We start from the raw sequence: 15,528 nt of genomic DNA on the forward strand, positions 1-15,528 counted from the left end.
CCCATGTGGTGGGGAGTGGCCGCGGCCCTGCTGGCGAACGTCCTGTACAGCACCGGATTCGTCCTGGAGAAGCGCGCGCTCGCCGCACTGCCCGAGGTCGACATCCGCCGCCCCGCCCGGCTGCTGCGGCTGGTGCTCGGCAGCCCGCTGTGGATCGGCGGTTCGCTGGCGCTGGCCTCCGGCTTCGGCGCCCAGCTCGCCGTCTACCGCACCCTGCCGATCGCCGCCGCCCAGGGCATCTTCGTCTCCGGGCTCGTGCTGCTGGTGCTGCTCTCCGCCCGGCTGCTCGGCGAGGAGACGTCGGGCCGCGAGCGGTACGCGCTCGGCGCGATCCTGCTGGCCCTGCTGATGGTGGTCCTCTCCCTGCGCGAGGGCTCGGACCGGGTCAGCCGCAGTGCCCCCGCGCCGCTGATCCTGACCGTCTGTCTGCCCTCGCTGGCGGCGGGCCTGTGGCTGTACGGGGCCGCCGAGCGCCGGGCGCGGCACCGGCACCGGATGCCGACGACGGGGGTCGAGTACGGCGTGGCGGTGGGCCTGCTGTACGGGGTGAGCTCGCTGGCCATCAAGGGCGTGTCGAGCTATCTGACGACCAGTGATCTGGCGGGGGCGGTGATCGACGTGCTCCGCTCCCCGTACCCCTATCTCCTGCTCTTCACCGGCGCGTTCGGCCTGGTCATGTCCCAGGCGGCGCTGCAGCGCTGCCGGGCCTCGCTGATCGTGCCGGTCTGTACGACGGTGACCAGCCTGTTCACGGCGGTGCTCGGCACGCTCGCGTTCGGCGAGGCGTTGCCGCACGACCCGGTGCGGCTGACGCTGCGCCTGGCGGGCACCGCCCTCGCGGTGTCCGTGCTGCTGGTCATGCCCAAGCACGACGCGGCACCCCAACCCCCCATCGTGGCCAAGGAGCTGACGCCACCGTGAACCCCGACGACCCGCTGTTGAAGATCCTGGCCTGCCCCCTGGACAAGGGCCCACTGCACCTGCTCGCATCGGACGAGGCCCTGAGCGAGGAGGAGGCGCTGTACAACCCGCGCCTGCACCGCCGCTACCCGATCGTCGACGGCATCCCACAGCTGCTGCCGTCCTCCGGGGAGCAGGTCACGGAGGACGAGCACGAGGAACTCCTGAAGCGGATGGTGCCATGACGAGGACGACGAGGGCCTCGAGGACCTGGGCCGCCCGGCTCGCTCCGCACCTCCCCACCCGCCTCGTCGCGGCGAGCGCCCGGCTGGTCTACCCGCGCTTCGAACCCGAACTGGGCCGCCTCGCGGACCTCTGCCCGCCGGGCTGCGGCACGGCGGTGGACGTGGGCGGCTGGTACGGCCCCTGGACCCACCGTCTTTCGGGCCTGGCCCACCGTGTGGTGACCGTCGAACCGGTCCCGCACCTGGCCAGACTCCTCTCCGCCACCACCCCCTCCCACGTCCGCGTGATCCGCGCCGCCGCCTCCGACCGTCCGGGCACGGCGCGGCTCTGGTTCCCGCCGGACGACGCGGGCGACCGGGGCGTGTCGTCGTTGATCCGCCGGGACATCCACTCCCACGCGGTCGAGGTCCCGTGCGTGACCCTCGACGGCCTGGGCCTCCACGACGTCGACTTCGTCAAGATCGACGTGGACGGCAACGAACTCGCGGTCCTGCGCGGCGCGGAGGCCCTCCTGACCCGTGACCGCCCGGCCCTCTTCATCGAACTCGAGTCCCGAATCCAGCCGATCGCCCCCGTGGTCGACCATCTCACCCAGCGCGGCTACACGGGCTGGGTCCTGCCCGCCGCCACCTGGCTGCCCCTGGCGTCCTTCCCCCTGGAGGCCCACCAGGCACGCACCTCCCACGTGGCCGCCCAGGGCCTGCTGCGCCGCGTCCTGCCCCCGCGCGGCCCCCGCTACGTCAACTCGGTCCTGTTCCTCCCGGTCGGCTGCCGACCGGGCTCCCTCCCGATGCGCGACCATGGAGCCCATGCCCGCCAAGCGACCCGCTAGCCCCTTCACCCCGCTCGACTTCCAACTGGTCCTGCTGCGCCGCATGGCCGACCACAACCCCGACCTCGTCGAGGACGCCCGCCACGAGCTGGGCGTCTCCATCGCCGACATGCGCGAGGCCAACCGCCGCTGGCAGGCCATGCTGCACGCCCCGCGCTCCCGGGCGGCGGTGTCGCGCTACCGCTCGATCCTCGGCGCCCCCGAGTCCGTCACCCCTCGCCAGATCGGCGACCTGGCCTGCGAGGCGCTGCTCTGGCCCGTCCCCCTCTGGCCCGACCTCCGCTTCGAGGTCCTCGTCGCCCCGAACGGCGTCGCCTGGAACGAGTGGCTGGTCCGCGCCCCCGGCGCCCCGAGCCCCCGGCTGGAGACCCTCGACGACCTCACCCCCTGGTCCTGCACGGTCGACGAGGTCGCCCGCGCCTTCGCTCCGGCCCGCCCCCTGGAGGGCACGGCCCCGACCCGCTGGGGCCTGGCGTTCACGGCCCCGGACGCGTCCGGAGTGCCGCGGGAGTGCGCGGCGGAGTTCACGTGGGGGTTGCTGCAGCGCGTGGCCGTCAGCGGAGAGCGGCCTTGACGACGGCCTCCGCGACCACGGGCACCGACTCCGGGTGCAGCCACAGGAACAGGTTCGGCTCGACGAGCTCCAGCTCCATGACACACGGGTTCCCGTCGTCGCCGTCGACGAGGTCGACACGGGCGTAGAGCAGCTCCGAGCCGCCCGTCCTTTGCGGTACGGCTCCCAACGCGCGCTCCGCGACGGCGAGTTCGGCCGGGGTCGGCTGCCAGGGCTCCAGGCGGGGGTGCGCGACCTTGTCCGCGTCGTAGGCCGTGCCGGGTTCGAGGACGGCGCCCTTGCGGCTGGCGTGCAGGAAGCGGCCGCCGTAGAACTGGAGCGCGCGTTCACCGGCGGTGTCGATGCTGGTCAGATACGGCTGGACCATGGCGGTCAGCCCCCGCTCGTGCATCCGCTCCAGCTGTCGCAGGGCCGTCTCCCGCTCCTCGGGGCGGTACCGGGCGGCGAGCCGCGCACCCGCGCCGGAGGTGGGCTTCACGACGTACTCGCGGTCGTCGGGGAACTCCGCGGGCTCACCCGGCGCGAGGTACCGGGTCGGCACGGTGGGCACCCCCGCCTCCGCGAGATCGCCGATGTACCGCTTGTCGGTGTTCCACCGCACCACCGGCGCCGGGTTCGCGAGCCGCGTCAGCTTCCCGCACCGCTCGGCCCACGCCACGAACTCCGCCACCCGCCAGCTGTAGTCCCACGTGGACCGGATCACCACGAGGTCGAAGGCCGCCCAGTCGACGTCCGGATCGTCCCAGTACCCGACGACGGCCTCCGCCCCGGCGCCCTCCAGAGCCGCCCTCAGCACAGGCAGATCCCGGTCCAGGCTCTCCGCGCCCTCCTCGGGCCGATAGGTGGCGAGCGCGATACGTGCGCGGACGGCGGCGGTGCGGGCCACTGCGGACTCCATCCTGGTAACGGCTGATCCCCGGGGAGGCTAACAACCACCGAGGGAACTCCGGCAACCCAATTGACCTTCACCTTCGGTGAAGCCGCAGCATCGGTGGCGGAACGAGGAACGCATGACGGGCACGACACGACCACAGGTGGGCGCATGGAGATGCTGACGATCGGGGCCTTCGCGAAGGCGTGCCGGCTGTCGCCGAAGGCGCTGCGGCTCTACGACGAGCTGGAGCTGCTGCGACCCGCCCGGGTCGACCCGGAGACCGGGTACCGGTACTACGCCGTCGCGCAACTGGAGCGGGCACGGCTGGTGGCGTGGCTGCACCGGATCGGGATGCCGCTGGCCCGGATCCGGCAGGTGTGCGCTCTGGACGACGCGTCCGCCGCCCGGGAGATCCGCGCCTACTGGGCGCGGGTCGAGGCCGAGACCGTCGGTCGGCGGGAGCTCGTGGCGTTTCTCGTGGATCACCTCTCGTACACGTCGAGGAAGGACACCACCATGCTCGAACTCCGCTACTCCGCACTCTCCGACACCGGTCTGGTCCGCCCGGCCAACCAGGACACCGCCCACGCGGGCGCCCGCGTCCTCGCCGTGGCCGACGGCTTCGGCACGGGCGGCGCGCCTGCCAGTACCGCGGCCGTGCAGGCCCTGAAGTCCCTGGACGGGGAACCCCTTCCGGGCGGGAGCGTCCTCAACCTTCTGGAGGACGCGGTGTAGGGGGCCGCGCGGGCCGTCCGGGACGCCGCACCGGGCAAGGAGGACGGCACCACCCTCACCGCCATGGTGTGGACCGGATCCCAGCTCGGGCTGGTCCACATCGGCGACTCCCGCGCCTATCTGCTGCGCGACGGCGAGCTGTTCCGGATCACGCACGACCACACCATGGTCCAGTCGATGATCGACGAGGGCCGGCTCACGCCGGAGGAGGCCGTCGTCCATCCCCAACGTGCCCTGCTCCTGAAGGCACTCACCGGCGGCGCCGACTCCGTCGTACCCGATCTGCGGTTGTGCGACGCCCTGCCCGGGGACCGCTACCTGCTCTGCTCGGACGGGCTCTCCACCGTCGTGGCGGACGAGGAGCTCCGGCGGCTGCTGGGCTCGGCCCCGGCTCCCGACGCGGCGGTACGGTCCCTCGTCGAAGCCGCGATCGACGGCGGCGGGCCCGACAACGTGAGCTGTGTGGTGGCCGACGTGGTAGAGGCCGGCGGGGATCAGCGGCTCGGCTGACTCAGGGTGGGGCCCGGCACGCTCTGCGCCGAGCCGGCCGCGGCCTCGCGTACCGCCCTGATGTCGGCGGGGTGGCGCAGGGCCCGGGACACGGCATCGATCTCCGCCAGCAGGTTCTCCGTGTCCGGGGTATTGATGTCCGGGGTGTTGAGGGGCGCAGCGTCGTCCTGGCGGGTGCGCTTCCTGGTCTCGATGGCGTCCTGGATGGTCACGGCGTGGGCGAGGGCCCCCGCCCGGCCGGCCCCGAAGCCGAGGCCGAGGGCGGCGTCGTAGGCCTTCCGCCGGAGATCCTCGTCGATGAACCGGGACAGGTGCAGCAGCGCGTCCCGGATGAACGTCTCCCGGCGCGTCAGACGCAGTTCGGGGGTGGCACGGAGTCTGAAGGGGACGCGTCCGCCGCCCGTGGCGCTCCCCATCAGGCGGTACAGGGGGCGCAGGTGCCAGTGGCCGAGCCGGGTGCGAACGCGGCGGTGCAGATACTGGCCGGTGTGCGGAAGGATGAAGCCGACCGCGATGAGGATGGCGGAGAGGCAGGCGACCGGCGGGGCGAACCCGGTGCTCAGCCAGTCGAGGTCGTGGCCGGTCCAGCGGGCGACGACGGCGCAGAACTTGGAGCTGTCGTAGAGCAGGTTCATCACATAGCCGACGCCGAGGAACTTCAGACCGCCGCGCAGCCAGACGTCGAGTCCGCCCGCGCGGATCCAGTTCCAGATCAGCTTCGACGTGATCAGGGCGGCCACGGTGTGCGCGAGCAGGTAGAGCACGATCTCTTCGCGCATGAAGGGGGTGTTGGCGTAGTACGTGTCGAGGTCCCGTATCCGCTCGACGGGGACGTCGGCGAGCGCGAACAGCACCCACAGTGCGACGATCACGCTCGCGTAGACGGTGACCACCCAGCGGGTGGCGCGGCGGGTGACGCCGGAGCGGGCGGAGATGCCGTTGCGCCACGCGGTGATCAGCAGCAGGCAGGCGCCGCAGAACGCGGTGATGAGGCTGTAGACCAGGGGGGCCGCGATGTTCGGTACGCCGGTGACGCGGTTGGTCCAGGCGATGGTCGCCGGTGCCGCGAAGACGAAGACGCCGCAGGCGAGCACGAGCAGGCCGCCGACGGCACGCAGCAGCGGGTCCTTCCACAGCTTGACGATGCTGGGCAGTTTGATCGCCAGCGCGGCGGTGAGGACCGCCGTCGGGATCCAGAAGGAGATGTAGAACCCGGCGAAGAAGCGGGAAGGATTCATCGCCGGTCAGTCCTGGGGTCCGCGGTAGCCCAGGGACGCCTGGATGGCCTGTCCGACCGGGTCGACGGGGCCCTTCGTACGCGGGCCGGTCACCCAGGAGCGGAAGACGCTGGCGAGGTGCAGGCCGAAGTCCTCCGCCTCGGCCTCGTCGGCCTCGTGCGAGCCGTTGCGGGCGGCGACGGTGAGCGCGATCTCCCGCCAGCCGGGGTCGTCCGACAGCGCGCTGGCGGCGGCCGCACCCGCGTAGTGGTGGGGGGAGTGGGAGTGCCCCGCCATCATGTGCCACAACTCATGTCCGAGGATGACGAGTTGTTGCACCGTCTCGGCGCGTTCCTCAACGATGACGAGGTCGAAGTCGTGGAACTCCATCCACAGCCCGGTGACTTCGATCTCGTCCGGGAAGCGCTCGAAGCGGAGCTGGATGGGGCGGTCGTCGCGGCGCCGGCTCATCTCCTGGCAGAGGGCTTCGGCCAACTCCCGTACGTCCACGGGCGCGTCGAGTCGTTTCTTCAGCGCGCGGGTGAGCTCGACGGCGAGGCCGTGCATCTCGGAGTCGGCCCGGCGCGAGAGGAGAACGGCGGCGCGCTTCCACGCGCGACGGACCGGCCGCATCTTGAGGAAGGGCTTCACCGTTCCGCCTCCTCGCTCTCGCTGCTCAGCAGACCCTCGAGCATGAGCGTGAGCGCTTCCTGCTTGCGGGGTGTCAGCCGTCTGCCCCGCAGGGCGAGCGTGACGACTCCGTGCTTGAGCGTGAACCTGAGCAGCGGTCCGTCCTCGGCTCCGCCGTCCAGCTCACCGACGACGCGCTGAAGTGCGCCGTTCAGGACGGCGGGGGCCGGATCGGTGAAGAACTTCGTGCCCTCCTCGATGCGGAAGAACTCCGCGAGCCGGGTGAGGTCGGGCACGTTCGGCATCTTGTCGCCGTTGAGCAGACTGCGGGCCCACTTGTCACTGATCCCGAGCCGCCCGGCGACGTCCCGGCACACGTCGGCGGGCCGCTTCCCGCTCTCGTCGAGATACGCCTCGTACAGCGCGCGGACACGTCCGCGGATGCGGTCGTCGACCTTGTCGTCGAGGACCCCCGACCCGTCGAGGAGGGCCCGGACCTCTCCCTCGGCCAGGGCCGTTCTTCTCGACAACTCCCCCACGTCGAGGGCCTCCTCGCGATCGAGGCCCTTCTCGGCGAGGTGCGCGTCGAGGCGCGCGAGTGTCTCGCGAAGAGGAGTCGGCGACGCACTCACCCATGCACTCCCGGCAGTTGATCCGTCAAATTCTCACGCTGTGGGCCGAGACTACGGTCCCCGACGGGGCCCGCGCCATGCTTTCCGAACGATCGTTCCCAGTTCAAGAACGATCGCTCCCGCGGAGCGGGACAGCCGGAATCGCCCCGGCTAACGGGGCATGAAGCGACCCAATTCCCGCGACCTCTCCCGCAGCCGCGACTCCCAGGTGCCGCCCTCCGGCGGGGCGGACATCCCGGTGAGAGCCGAGATCTGCACATTCTCCGACGGGCCGTCCGGAGCGGCACCGAGCCGTGCCCAGTCCACCGCGACCCCGCCGCGCTCCGCGAGAACCAGCACCGTGGCGGCGAAGCCTTCGGAGAGGGCCAGCATGACGGCGTGACTCGTTCTTCGATGCCACGCCAGCAGCGCGTCGACGAAGACCGCGAAGGCGTCCCGGTCGATCCGGGTCTCGTCGTTCACCATCGGCCCGATACCCGACGGGAGTGCCAACTCCGCTTCAAAAAGAGCCACTTGACGAAGAAACAACCGGGACGCCCCGTTGGAGGGGTTCCACAGCGTCTCGTCACCCATGTCGTAGTCCTGGCTCATGCCGCCACCTCGTTCGCTCGCGACGGACCAGCGTAACCACCCCCGGCCGACCCGTCCGGGCGACCATGATCTCCTCCATGTCGATCTCAGGAACGGATGCCCACGCCACCGCGGACCCCGCCACCCTTCCCCCACTCGTCCGACGGGCTCTGGCCGCCGCGCGTCGTCACGGCTTCGCGTACGCGTGCCGTCCGGAGCAGGGCCGTCTGCTGTACGCGTTGGCGGGCGGCGCCCGGGAGCGGATCGGGGAGACGGGTACGGGGTGCGGGGTGGGGCTCGCGTGGCTGGCGTCCGGGGCGCGCGAGGGCGTACGGCTGTTCAGCGTGGAGCGCGACGCCGAGCGGGCCCGGGTCGCGGCCGAGGTCTTCGCCGACCGGCCCGAGGTCGAGGTGATCCACGGCGACTGGCGGCGGATCGAGGAGCACGGCCCGTACGACCTGCTGGTCCTGGACGGCGGCGGCACCGGCAAGACGCCGGGCGACGACCCGGCCGACCCCGCCCGCCTGCTGACTCCGGGCGGCGCGGTGGTGGTCGACGACTTCACCCCAGCCACCGGATGGCCGCCCCTGCACGAAGGCGCCCCCGACCGGGCCCGGCTGCACTGGCTGGAGCATGTCGCCCTGCACACGATCGAACTCCGCCTCGCCGAGGACCTCGCCACGCTGGTGGGCACGCGGCGACGGCTCGCCCCGACGGGGCTGAGCTCGTCATCGGAGTGAGCGCGACGGCGGGTTTGCCGCGCGCTGGTGTAGGAACGGTGGTGACTGTCATCGACAGCACGTCCGCCAGCAGGTCCCTACGGCAAGGAGTACCCCGCGTGTCCTCCCTCTTTCCCGCCCTGGTCAGCGGTTCGACCGCACGGCGGCCCGCCCTGCGTTTCGGCGACCGGTCCCTGACGTACGCGGAGCTCGCCGCCTCGGCGGGTGAGCTGGCCGCGCGGCTCGACGGCCGGGAGAGGGTCGCCGTGTGGGCGACGCCGTCCCTGGAGACCGCCGTCGGGGTCGTCGCCGCGCTGCTCGCCGGGGTGCCCGCCGTGCCGCTCAACCCCAAGTCGGGGGAGGGCGAACTGGGGCACATTCTGGGCGACAGCGCGCCCTCGCTGGTACTGGTCGAGCCGGGCGTCGAACTTCCCCCGCCTGTGGGCGACTTGGAGCGCGTCGACGTCCAGGTGGGCGTGGCCGGTCAGGACGTCGCCGTGAGCCCCGACGCCCCCTCCACGCCCGCGACGAGCCCCGGCACCGAACCGGACGACCCCGCCGCCCCCGCCCTCATCGTCTACACCTCCGGCACCACCGGTCCGCCCAAGGGCGCCGTCATCCCGCGGCGCGCCATCGCCTCGACCCTGGACGCGCTGGCCGACGCCTGGCAGTGGACCGGTGACGACGTGCTCGTGCACGGGCTGCCGCTCTTCCATGTGCACGGGCTGATCCTGGGCATCCTCGGCCCGCTGCGGCGCGGCGCGGCGGTGCGGCATCTGGGCAGGTTCAGCGCACAGGGCGTGGCGCGCGAGCTGAGCGCGGGCGCGACGATGCTGTTCGGGGTGCCGACGATGTACCACCGGCTCGCCGAGGCGCTGGTCGAGGACACCGAACTGGCCAAGGCGCTCGGCGGGGCGCGGCTACTCGTGTCCGGTTCCGCCGCACTGCCGGTGCACGACCACGAGCGGATCACGGCCGCGACCGGACGCCGGGTCGTCGAGCGGTACGGCATGACCGAGACCCTCATGAACACCAGCGTGCGGGTGGACGGGGAACCCCGGCCCGGCACCGTCGGAGTGCCGCTGCCCGGCGTCGACGTACGGCTCGTCGAGGAGGACGGGACGACGATCGCCTCGTACGACGCCGACGGCACTCCCACCGGTACGCCCGACGGCGAGACCGTCGGCGAGATCCAGGTCCGGGGGCCGAACCTCTTCACCGAGTACCTGAACCGGCCCGACGCGACCACCGCCGCGTTCACCGAGGACGGCTGGTTCCGCACCGGCGACATGGCGGTCGTCGAACCCGACGGCTCGGTACGCATCGTCGGCCGCAAGGCCACCGACCTGATCAAGAGCGGCGGCTACAAGATCGGCGCCGGGGAGATCGAGAACGCGCTGCTCGAGCATCCGTCGGTGCGCGAGGCCGCGGTCACCGGTGAGCCCGACGAGGACCTGGGTGAGCGGATCGTGGCCTGGATCGTCCCCGCCGACCCCGAGGACCCGCCCGCCGCCGGGGAGCTGGCCGACCACGTGGCCCGCCGCCTCGCCCCGCACAAACGCCCGCGGACCGTGCGCTTCCTCACGTCGCTCCCGCGCAACGACATGGGCAAGATTCTCAAGCGAGCCCTCCCCGACGCCGTCGCAAAGGCCCCTGAGCATGACTGAGCGTTTCTCCGCCCGCGAGGCCATCGCCCTGGCCGGCGATGATTTCCGCGAACTCTCCGTTCCCATGAGGGAGTTCAAGCCGGACGGTCCCTTGTCCTGGCAGGGGTACGACGACTCGCGCCGCCGCGCCCTCGCCCGTACCGGCGAGGACGAGTCCGTCGTCTGCGGCACCGCGGTCATCGGCTCCACCCGCGTCGTACTGATCGCCTTCGAGTTCGGCTTCCTCGGCGGCTCGCTCGGCGAACGCACCGGCGACCGCGTCGAGGCCGCCTACACCCACGCCCGTGCGCATCGCCTGCCCGTCGTCTCGCTCGTCGCGACGGGCGGCAGCCGGATGCAGGAGGGCATGCTCGCCCTCACCCAACTCCAGCGCGTGGCACGGCAGTCCGCGCTCGCCCGGGAGGCGGGGCTGCCGCAGATCGCCGTGCTGCGGGATCCGACGACGGGCGGCGGCTGGGCGACGCTGGGTGCGGGCGCCGACGTGACCCTGGCGTTGCCCGGCGCCCAGGTCGGCTTCGCCGGCTCCCGGGTCCGCCCGCCCGACGCGGACCCGGCGGCGTACACGGCCGAGGCCCAGGTGACGGCGGGCGCGGTGGACGCCGTCGTACGGGAGGAGGAACTCCGGGAGACCCTGACGCTGTGGCTGACCCTACTGACCGCCCCCACGCCCGACCCCGGGGCCGAGGCCGCCCCCGGAGCCAAGCCCGGGCCGGAGACCGGGGCCGGGCCGCAGGCCGGAGCCAAGGCCGAGCCCAAGGCCGGAACCGAGCCGCAGGCCGAAGCCAAGGCCGGGACCGGGCCGCAGGCCAGGACCGGGCAGGAGGCCGAGCCCGGGCCGCAGGCCGGGGCCAGGCCCGAGGCCAAGCCTAGGCCCGAGGCCGAGGCCGAGCCCGAGTCCGAGGCCGGGGCCAAGCCCGAGGCCGGGGCCGGGGCCAAGCCCAGGCCCGAGGTCGAGCCCGTCCCTCCCCCGGCCGCCCTCGGTGCCCACGACCTCCCCGCCACCGGCTGGGACGCCGTCCGGCACGCCCGGTCCCCCGAGCGCCCCCGGGCCGCCGCCTACCTGGACGCCTACTTCACGCGCCGCGCCGCGATCAGCGGCGACCGTTGCGGCGGCAGCGACGACGGCATGCTGTGCGGGTTCGGTTCCGGACCCGCGGGGCGGACCGTGGCGTACGCCGCCCAGTGCGGGAGCGCGACCCGCCCCGCCGGATACCGCACCGCCGCCCGGCTGATCCGGCTCGCCGGCCGGCTCGGCTTCCCCGTACTGACGCTGGTGGACACCCCGGGCGCCGCCAACGACGCGCAGGCCGAGCGGCAGGGCGCGGGCTCGGCGATCGCGGACCTGTTCGCCGCGGTGGCCACCGCGCGTACGCCCGTCACCACCCTGGTGATCGGCGAGGGCGGCTCGGGCGGCGCGCTCGCGCTCGCCGCGCCCGGCAACACCTGGGCCACGCCGGACAGTTACTTCTCCGTCATCGCGCCGGAGCTCGCGGCCGCGATCCTCAAGCGCCCGGCGAGCGAGGTGCACGACACGGCGGACCAACTCCGCATCCGGCCACAGGACTTGGTGGAGCTGGGTGTGATCCGGGGCATCGTGGAGCACGCGGAGCGCTGAGCGTGCCCCCACCCAGGCAGTGACGCCGCGGCGGCGCCGGTTCCCCCCTCCCAAGGGGAACCGGCGCCGCCCGTCCAGAGGGGACCGCGGGCTATCGCACCCCCACCGCCCGGATGACCTCCTGGCTCACCGAGCCGCCCCGGTCGTCCCGTGCGGAGGCCCGCAGGGAGATGAACTCCGCGCCGCGCGGCACGCTCAACGTCCCCTTCCAGGACGCCGCGCCGCCACCGCCCGACAGCGGGACCGCCCGCCACGACTTCCCGTCGTCGTAGGACACCTCCAGCTTCCCGCCCCCGATGGTTCCGGTGCCGGGCGCGCCCTTCACGTACTCGGCGTGGATCCCCACCGGCACCCGGCCGCCGCCGCGCACCGCGCCCGCGAGGTCGGTGTCGATGTCGTAGCCGAGGTTGATGAGCGGCAGGAACGTCCAGCGGTCCGCGGGCGTGGCCGCCGAGCGGAGGGTCCACTCGGAGTGCCCCTGGGTGGACAGCGTCCAGCGGTCGGGGTCGAGGGTGGTGTCCGTGACGACCTTGTAGGTGTGTTCGTCGGCGGGCGCGTCCCACACGTACGCTCCGGAGCTCTTGCGCCGGTCGACCAGGGTGCCGTCCTGGTACACGGACGTGAACTGGGTCATCCCGGTGTCGTCGCTCCACACGTCGCCGAAGCCCGTGTGGTCGGGCCCGGAGTCGCCCCAGCCGGGCGTGTTGAACTGGATCTGGTTGCCCGCGCGCTCCTGTCCCCAGCCGAGCCCGGTGCCGAGCCACGCGTGCCAGACCGGCTTGAACCAGTTCAGCGTCGCGTGCGTGCCCCCGCGGTAGTGGACGAGCCCACTGCGCTCCTCCAGCGCGCCCGCCCCGAGGTTCACGGACTCCATCCACGTCTGTCCCGTGCCCGTGGAGACGTAGTCGGTCCGCTCGGCGGGGTAGTCGATCCGCTCCTGGAAGCCGATCCCGATGGGGAAGGCGTCCGTGACCGAGTAGCGGAACTCGCTGCCGGAGACGGGCTTGGCCGCGTGGAACCTGGTGTCCAGCACGGCGAGTTCACGCGCACCCGGTTCGTACGTCAGGTCGCCGCGCGGAATGGCCCCCTCGTGCCCTTCCGAGAGGTCGTAGACGTACGGCGTGTTGCGCGTCCCGGTCATGTCGAGATGTCCAGCAGCCCGCAGCCGTGCCGCGTCCGCCGCGTTCACCGTGGCGATCTGCAGCGGCCGGTCCGCGCCGTCGTCCGTGCCGAACCAGGCGTTGAGCCGCCCGGCCGCGCCGTCGGTGACGAACAGCGCCTTGGCGCCCGCGTCCTGGGCCGCCTGGGCGAGGGCGGCGGGCTCGACACCGTCGGCGAGTGTCGCGAGCACGGCCTTGCCGCTCACCCCGGTGAACGGTCCGGTCCCGACGTCCACCAGCGGCAGCCTGCTCCGGCCCTCGATCAGGGTCCCGCCCGGCTGGACGACGGCCTCGCCGACGCCCTTCACCTCCAGCAACGGCTTCCCCAGCCGCCACACGGTCCGGTACTCGAAGGTGCCCCGGGAGACCTTCGCGGTCGGCGCGGCGAAGACGCTGTCGTACTTCACGGGCACCTGGACGGCGCCGAACTGGTCGGAGCCGCCCGCGTTCCGGTCGTACTCCATGAGCAGCTGCCGGGTCTCGGTCCGCCGCTCCACCTCGGCCCGGATCTCCCGGAGCTGCCGTCCGTCGAGGGTGACCTCGCGGTCCCGGTCGAGGGTGATCTCGGGCGCGGCGAGGAAGCCGAGCCCGAGCGAGTCGGCGCCGTGACTGCCGTGCACGTCGAGGAAGGAGGTCAGGCTGTACGCCCCCGGCCCGAGCCGGAGTTTCAGGGTGCCGGAGTCGTCGACCGAGGCCGGGAACGGGTCCACGCCCGCGGCGAGTTGCTGCACCGCGAGGTAGGCGGCGGTCGGCTCGCCCGCGCGGTCCTTGACGTGGACGGTGAGCGTGTACCGCTCCTCCTCCTTCACCAGCCCGAACACGGTGTGCGCGACGGGCGTGCCGCCGACGGACGCGACGATCTGCCCGGAGGTGTCGCCCACGGGCGCCTTCGAGCCGTCGCCCGTCACGGTCGTCGACGCGGTGCCGTGCGCGGGCACGGTGAGCGTGGAGTCGGCGAGGGTGGCCACCCCGTCGGCGGCGCCCCGCACGGCGAGGCTCAACTCGACGGAGGAGTCCGAGGAGTTGGTGTAGGTCACGGTCTTCGTGACGGGCTGGTTCGCCTCGTACGGCCAACTGTAGAACCCGAGATCGGCGCTCCCGGTGGCGGTGACCTTCGCGTCGATCGCGTCCGGCACACTCACCCGGCCCGAGCCCAGCACATAGGCGGACGCGTCGAGTTGCCTCGACGTCGACATCAGGGCGTCCTTGAGCTGGGCGCCGGTCCAGTCGGGGTGCTTCTCGGCGAGCAGGGCGGCCACACCGGCGACATGCGGCGTCGCCATCGACGTACCGCTCATGGAGGTGTAGTAACCACTGCCGGCGACGAGCTGGGAGCGAGCCGCCAGGATGTCGACGCCGGGCGCGGACAGGTCGGGCTTGAGGGCGTTGTCGCCGTAGCGCGGTCCTGCGCTGGTGAAGTAGGCGGCCTGGTCGGCGGAGTCCACCGCGCCGACGGTCAGCGCGGCGTCGGCGGCGCCGGGCGAGCCGATGGAGGAGGGGGCGCCGGTGTTGCCCGCGGCGACGACGAAGAGGGCGCCGGTCTCCTTGGACAGCGTGTTCACCGCCTGCGCCATGGGATCCGTACCGTCACTCGCCTCGGTCGAGCCGAGGCTCATGGAGATCACCTTGGCGTGCACGTCCCGCGCGGCCCACTCCATGCCCGCGATGATCTCCGAGTCGCTGCCCGAGCCCTCGTCGCTGAGTACCTTGCCGACGGCGAGCGTCGCGTCGGGCGCGACACCCCGCTCCTTGCCGTCGGAGGCGGCACCGCTGCCGCCGACCGTGGACGTCGTGTGCGTACCGTGCCCGTTGCGGTCGGCGACCTCCTGCCCGTCGATGAAGCTCTTGCTGACGGAGACCCGTCCGGCCAGGTCGGGATGGCCGGCGTCCACGCCCGTGTCGAGCACGGCGACCGTGACGCCCTTCCCGGTGAGCCCTGCCTCCCAGGCCTGCGGCGTACCGATCTGGGCGTTGCTCTCGGCCAGGTCGGCGTGCACGCGCCCGTCGAGCCAGACCTTGTCGACCGTCCCGCCCTGCCGGGTGAGGGACTGCCAGAAGGTGCGCCCCTTGTCGGCGGCGACGGCGGCGCCCCGGATGCTGGGCAGCGCGCGCTTCTGCTCGGCCCCGCGCAGGGTGGCCGCGCGCGCCCCCTTGCCGTACGTCAGGATCAACGGCAGCTCGGCCGTCTTCCGGTCGGTGAGCCCCTGACGTATCAGCTCGCTCACGTCGAACAGCCGCCGGTCGAGGGTGCCCGCCCGCAGATAGGGCAGTGCCTCGTCCGGTACGACGCTCACGGCCCCGTTCGTCACCTGGGTGCGGACCGCCCCCGTGGCCCCCCGGGGCCGCTCGACCGCGACCGTCTTCCTGCCCGCGCCGAGGTCGGTGACGGTCACCTTGTCGCCGGTGACGAGCGTGACGGTGTGGGTGGCGGAGGCGGTGCGCGTCGGGGCCGGGGCGGCTGCCTCGGCCGCGCCCGCCGGCCCCATGGGCAGTACGGCGAGCACGAGCCCGGCGGACAGCAGAGCCGCCCCCCGTCTGACTGGTCCTCTGGTCATGGATGACCTCTCCTCGTCGGCACGTGGTGGCACCGGTGCTGCGAAGAGTTTCGGGGAGCCGGTGGTGCGCGGGAGTTGACGGAACCTGGCGA

13 protein-coding genes and 1 pseudogene are annotated in these 15,528 nt (G+C 72.8%); 8 read left to right on the forward strand and 6 right to left on the reverse strand.

Annotated elements, in window-relative coordinates:
- Positions 1 to 15: 15 nt before the first annotated feature.
- The 4 genes from OG798_RS19605 to OG798_RS19620 are packed head-to-tail and all read left to right on the forward strand — an operon-like array spanning position 16 to position 2,552.
- On the forward strand, positions 16 to 921 hold the full coding sequence (locus tag OG798_RS19605) for a hypothetical protein (RefSeq protein ID WP_054233622.1): 906 nt from the start codon (positions 16 to 18) through the stop codon (positions 919 to 921).
- Positions 918 to 1,145 carry a Trm112 family protein gene (locus OG798_RS19610; protein WP_095854839.1) on the forward strand — a complete coding sequence of 76 codons (228 nt, stop codon included), beginning with the start codon at positions 918 to 920 and terminating at the stop codon, positions 1,143 to 1,145. The genes OG798_RS19605 and OG798_RS19610 overlap by 4 nt, the downstream gene beginning before the upstream one ends.
- Positions 1,142 to 1,978, forward strand: a complete 837-nt coding sequence (locus OG798_RS19615) for an FkbM family methyltransferase (protein WP_328757400.1) — start codon at positions 1,142 to 1,144, stop codon at positions 1,976 to 1,978. Before OG798_RS19610 ends, OG798_RS19615 begins: the two co-directional genes overlap by 4 nt.
- Complete coding sequence (locus OG798_RS19620; RefSeq protein WP_121416228.1) at positions 1,947 to 2,552, forward strand: hypothetical protein; 606 nt, start codon at positions 1,947 to 1,949, stop codon at positions 2,550 to 2,552. The genes OG798_RS19615 and OG798_RS19620 overlap by 32 nt, the downstream gene beginning before the upstream one ends.
- On the opposite strand, the gene OG798_RS19625 is transcribed toward OG798_RS19620, so the two are convergent.
- Positions 2,533 to 3,450, reverse strand: a complete 918-nt coding sequence (locus tag OG798_RS19625; RefSeq protein WP_121416227.1) for an ATP-grasp domain-containing protein — start codon at positions 3,448 to 3,450, stop codon at positions 2,533 to 2,535. The genes OG798_RS19620 and OG798_RS19625 overlap by 20 nt on opposite strands.
- 144 nt (positions 3,451 to 3,594) lie before the next feature.
- Between OG798_RS19625 and OG798_RS19630 the strand changes: the two are divergent.
- Positions 3,595 to 4,671, forward strand: a pseudogene (locus OG798_RS19630) (MerR family transcriptional regulator).
- On the opposite strand, the gene OG798_RS19635 reads toward OG798_RS19630, so the two are convergent.
- The 4 genes from OG798_RS19635 to OG798_RS19650 all read right to left on the reverse strand — a co-directional run bounded on the left by OG798_RS19635 (position 4,656) and on the right by OG798_RS19650 (position 7,741).
- Positions 4,656 to 5,909, reverse strand: coding sequence for an MAB_1171c family putative transporter (locus OG798_RS19635; RefSeq protein ID WP_328757401.1), 1,254 nt, complete (start codon positions 5,907 to 5,909; stop codon positions 4,656 to 4,658). The pseudogene OG798_RS19630 and the gene OG798_RS19635 overlap by 16 nt on opposite strands.
- A 6-nt stretch (positions 5,910 to 5,915) precedes the next feature.
- Positions 5,916 to 6,521 carry a toxin-antitoxin system, toxin component family protein gene (locus OG798_RS19640; RefSeq protein ID WP_121418502.1) on the reverse strand — a complete coding sequence of 202 codons (606 nt, stop codon included), beginning with the start codon at positions 6,519 to 6,521 and terminating at the stop codon, positions 5,916 to 5,918.
- A 14-nt stretch (positions 6,522 to 6,535) separates the two neighbouring features.
- Positions 6,536 to 7,150, reverse strand: a complete 615-nt coding sequence (locus OG798_RS19645; RefSeq protein WP_095854833.1) for a transcriptional regulator — start codon at positions 7,148 to 7,150, stop codon at positions 6,536 to 6,538.
- A 150-nt stretch (positions 7,151 to 7,300) separates the two neighbouring features.
- A complete protein-coding gene (locus tag OG798_RS19650; RefSeq protein WP_328757402.1) occupies positions 7,301 to 7,741 on the reverse strand; it encodes a DUF6086 family protein in 441 nt (146 codons plus the stop codon).
- A gap of 77 nt (positions 7,742 to 7,818) precedes the next feature.
- On the opposite strand from OG798_RS19650, the gene OG798_RS19655 reads away from it, so the two are divergent.
- The 3 genes from OG798_RS19655 to OG798_RS19665 all read left to right on the forward strand — a co-directional run bounded on the left by OG798_RS19655 (position 7,819) and on the right by OG798_RS19665 (position 11,721).
- Positions 7,819 to 8,460, forward strand: coding sequence for an O-methyltransferase (locus OG798_RS19655; RefSeq protein WP_267061690.1), 642 nt, complete (start codon positions 7,819 to 7,821; stop codon positions 8,458 to 8,460).
- A gap of 98 nt (positions 8,461 to 8,558) precedes the next feature.
- Entirely contained in the window at positions 8,559 to 10,106 is a 1,548-nt protein-coding gene (locus OG798_RS19660) for an acyl-CoA synthetase (protein WP_328757404.1), read from the forward strand.
- On the forward strand, positions 10,099 to 11,721 hold the full coding sequence (locus OG798_RS19665) for a carboxyl transferase domain-containing protein (protein WP_328757406.1): 1,623 nt from the start codon (positions 10,099 to 10,101) through the stop codon (positions 11,719 to 11,721). The genes OG798_RS19660 and OG798_RS19665 overlap by 8 nt, the downstream gene beginning before the upstream one ends.
- A gap of 91 nt (positions 11,722 to 11,812) precedes the next feature.
- On the opposite strand, the gene OG798_RS19670 is transcribed toward OG798_RS19665, so the two are convergent.
- The gene (locus OG798_RS19670; protein WP_328757407.1) at positions 11,813 to 15,436 is read right to left on the reverse strand and encodes a S8 family serine peptidase; all 3,624 of its coding nucleotides are present in this window, start codon (positions 15,434 to 15,436) and stop codon (positions 11,813 to 11,815) included.
- Positions 15,437 to 15,528 lie beyond the last annotated feature (92 nt).

The sequence above is a fragment of the Streptomyces sp. NBC_00271 genome, assembly GCF_036178845.1.
In the GTDB taxonomy this organism is placed as follows: Bacteria; Actinomycetota; Actinomycetes; order Streptomycetales; family Streptomycetaceae; genus Streptomyces.

Bases quoted from the DNA above. Each gene is read 5' to 3' on its own strand.
- OG798_RS19615 (WP_328757400.1), top strand. From the start codon at position 1,142: ATGACGAGGACGACGAGGGCCTCGAGGACCTGGGCCGCCCGGCTCGCT.
- OG798_RS19620 (WP_121416228.1), top strand. From the start codon at position 1,947: ATGGAGCCCATGCCCGCCAAGCGACCCGCTAGCCCCTTCACCCCGCTC.
- OG798_RS19625 (WP_121416227.1), bottom strand. From the start codon at position 3,450: ATGGAGTCCGCAGTGGCCCGCACCGCCGCCGTCCGCGCACGTATCGCG.
- OG798_RS19635 (WP_328757401.1), bottom strand. From the start codon at position 5,909: ATGAATCCTTCCCGCTTCTTCGCCGGGTTCTACATCTCCTTCTGGATC.
- OG798_RS19640 (WP_121418502.1), bottom strand. From the start codon at position 6,521: ATGCGGCCGGTCCGTCGCGCGTGGAAGCGCGCCGCCGTTCTCCTCTCG.
- OG798_RS19650 (WP_328757402.1), bottom strand. From the start codon at position 7,741: ATGAGCCAGGACTACGACATGGGTGACGAGACGCTGTGGAACCCCTCC.
- OG798_RS19655 (WP_267061690.1), top strand. From the start codon at position 7,819: ATGTCGATCTCAGGAACGGATGCCCACGCCACCGCGGACCCCGCCACC.
- OG798_RS19665 (WP_328757406.1), top strand. From the start codon at position 10,099: ATGACTGAGCGTTTCTCCGCCCGCGAGGCCATCGCCCTGGCCGGCGAT.
- OG798_RS19670 (WP_328757407.1), bottom strand. From the start codon at position 15,436: ATGACCAGAGGACCAGTCAGACGGGGGGCGGCTCTGCTGTCCGCCGGG.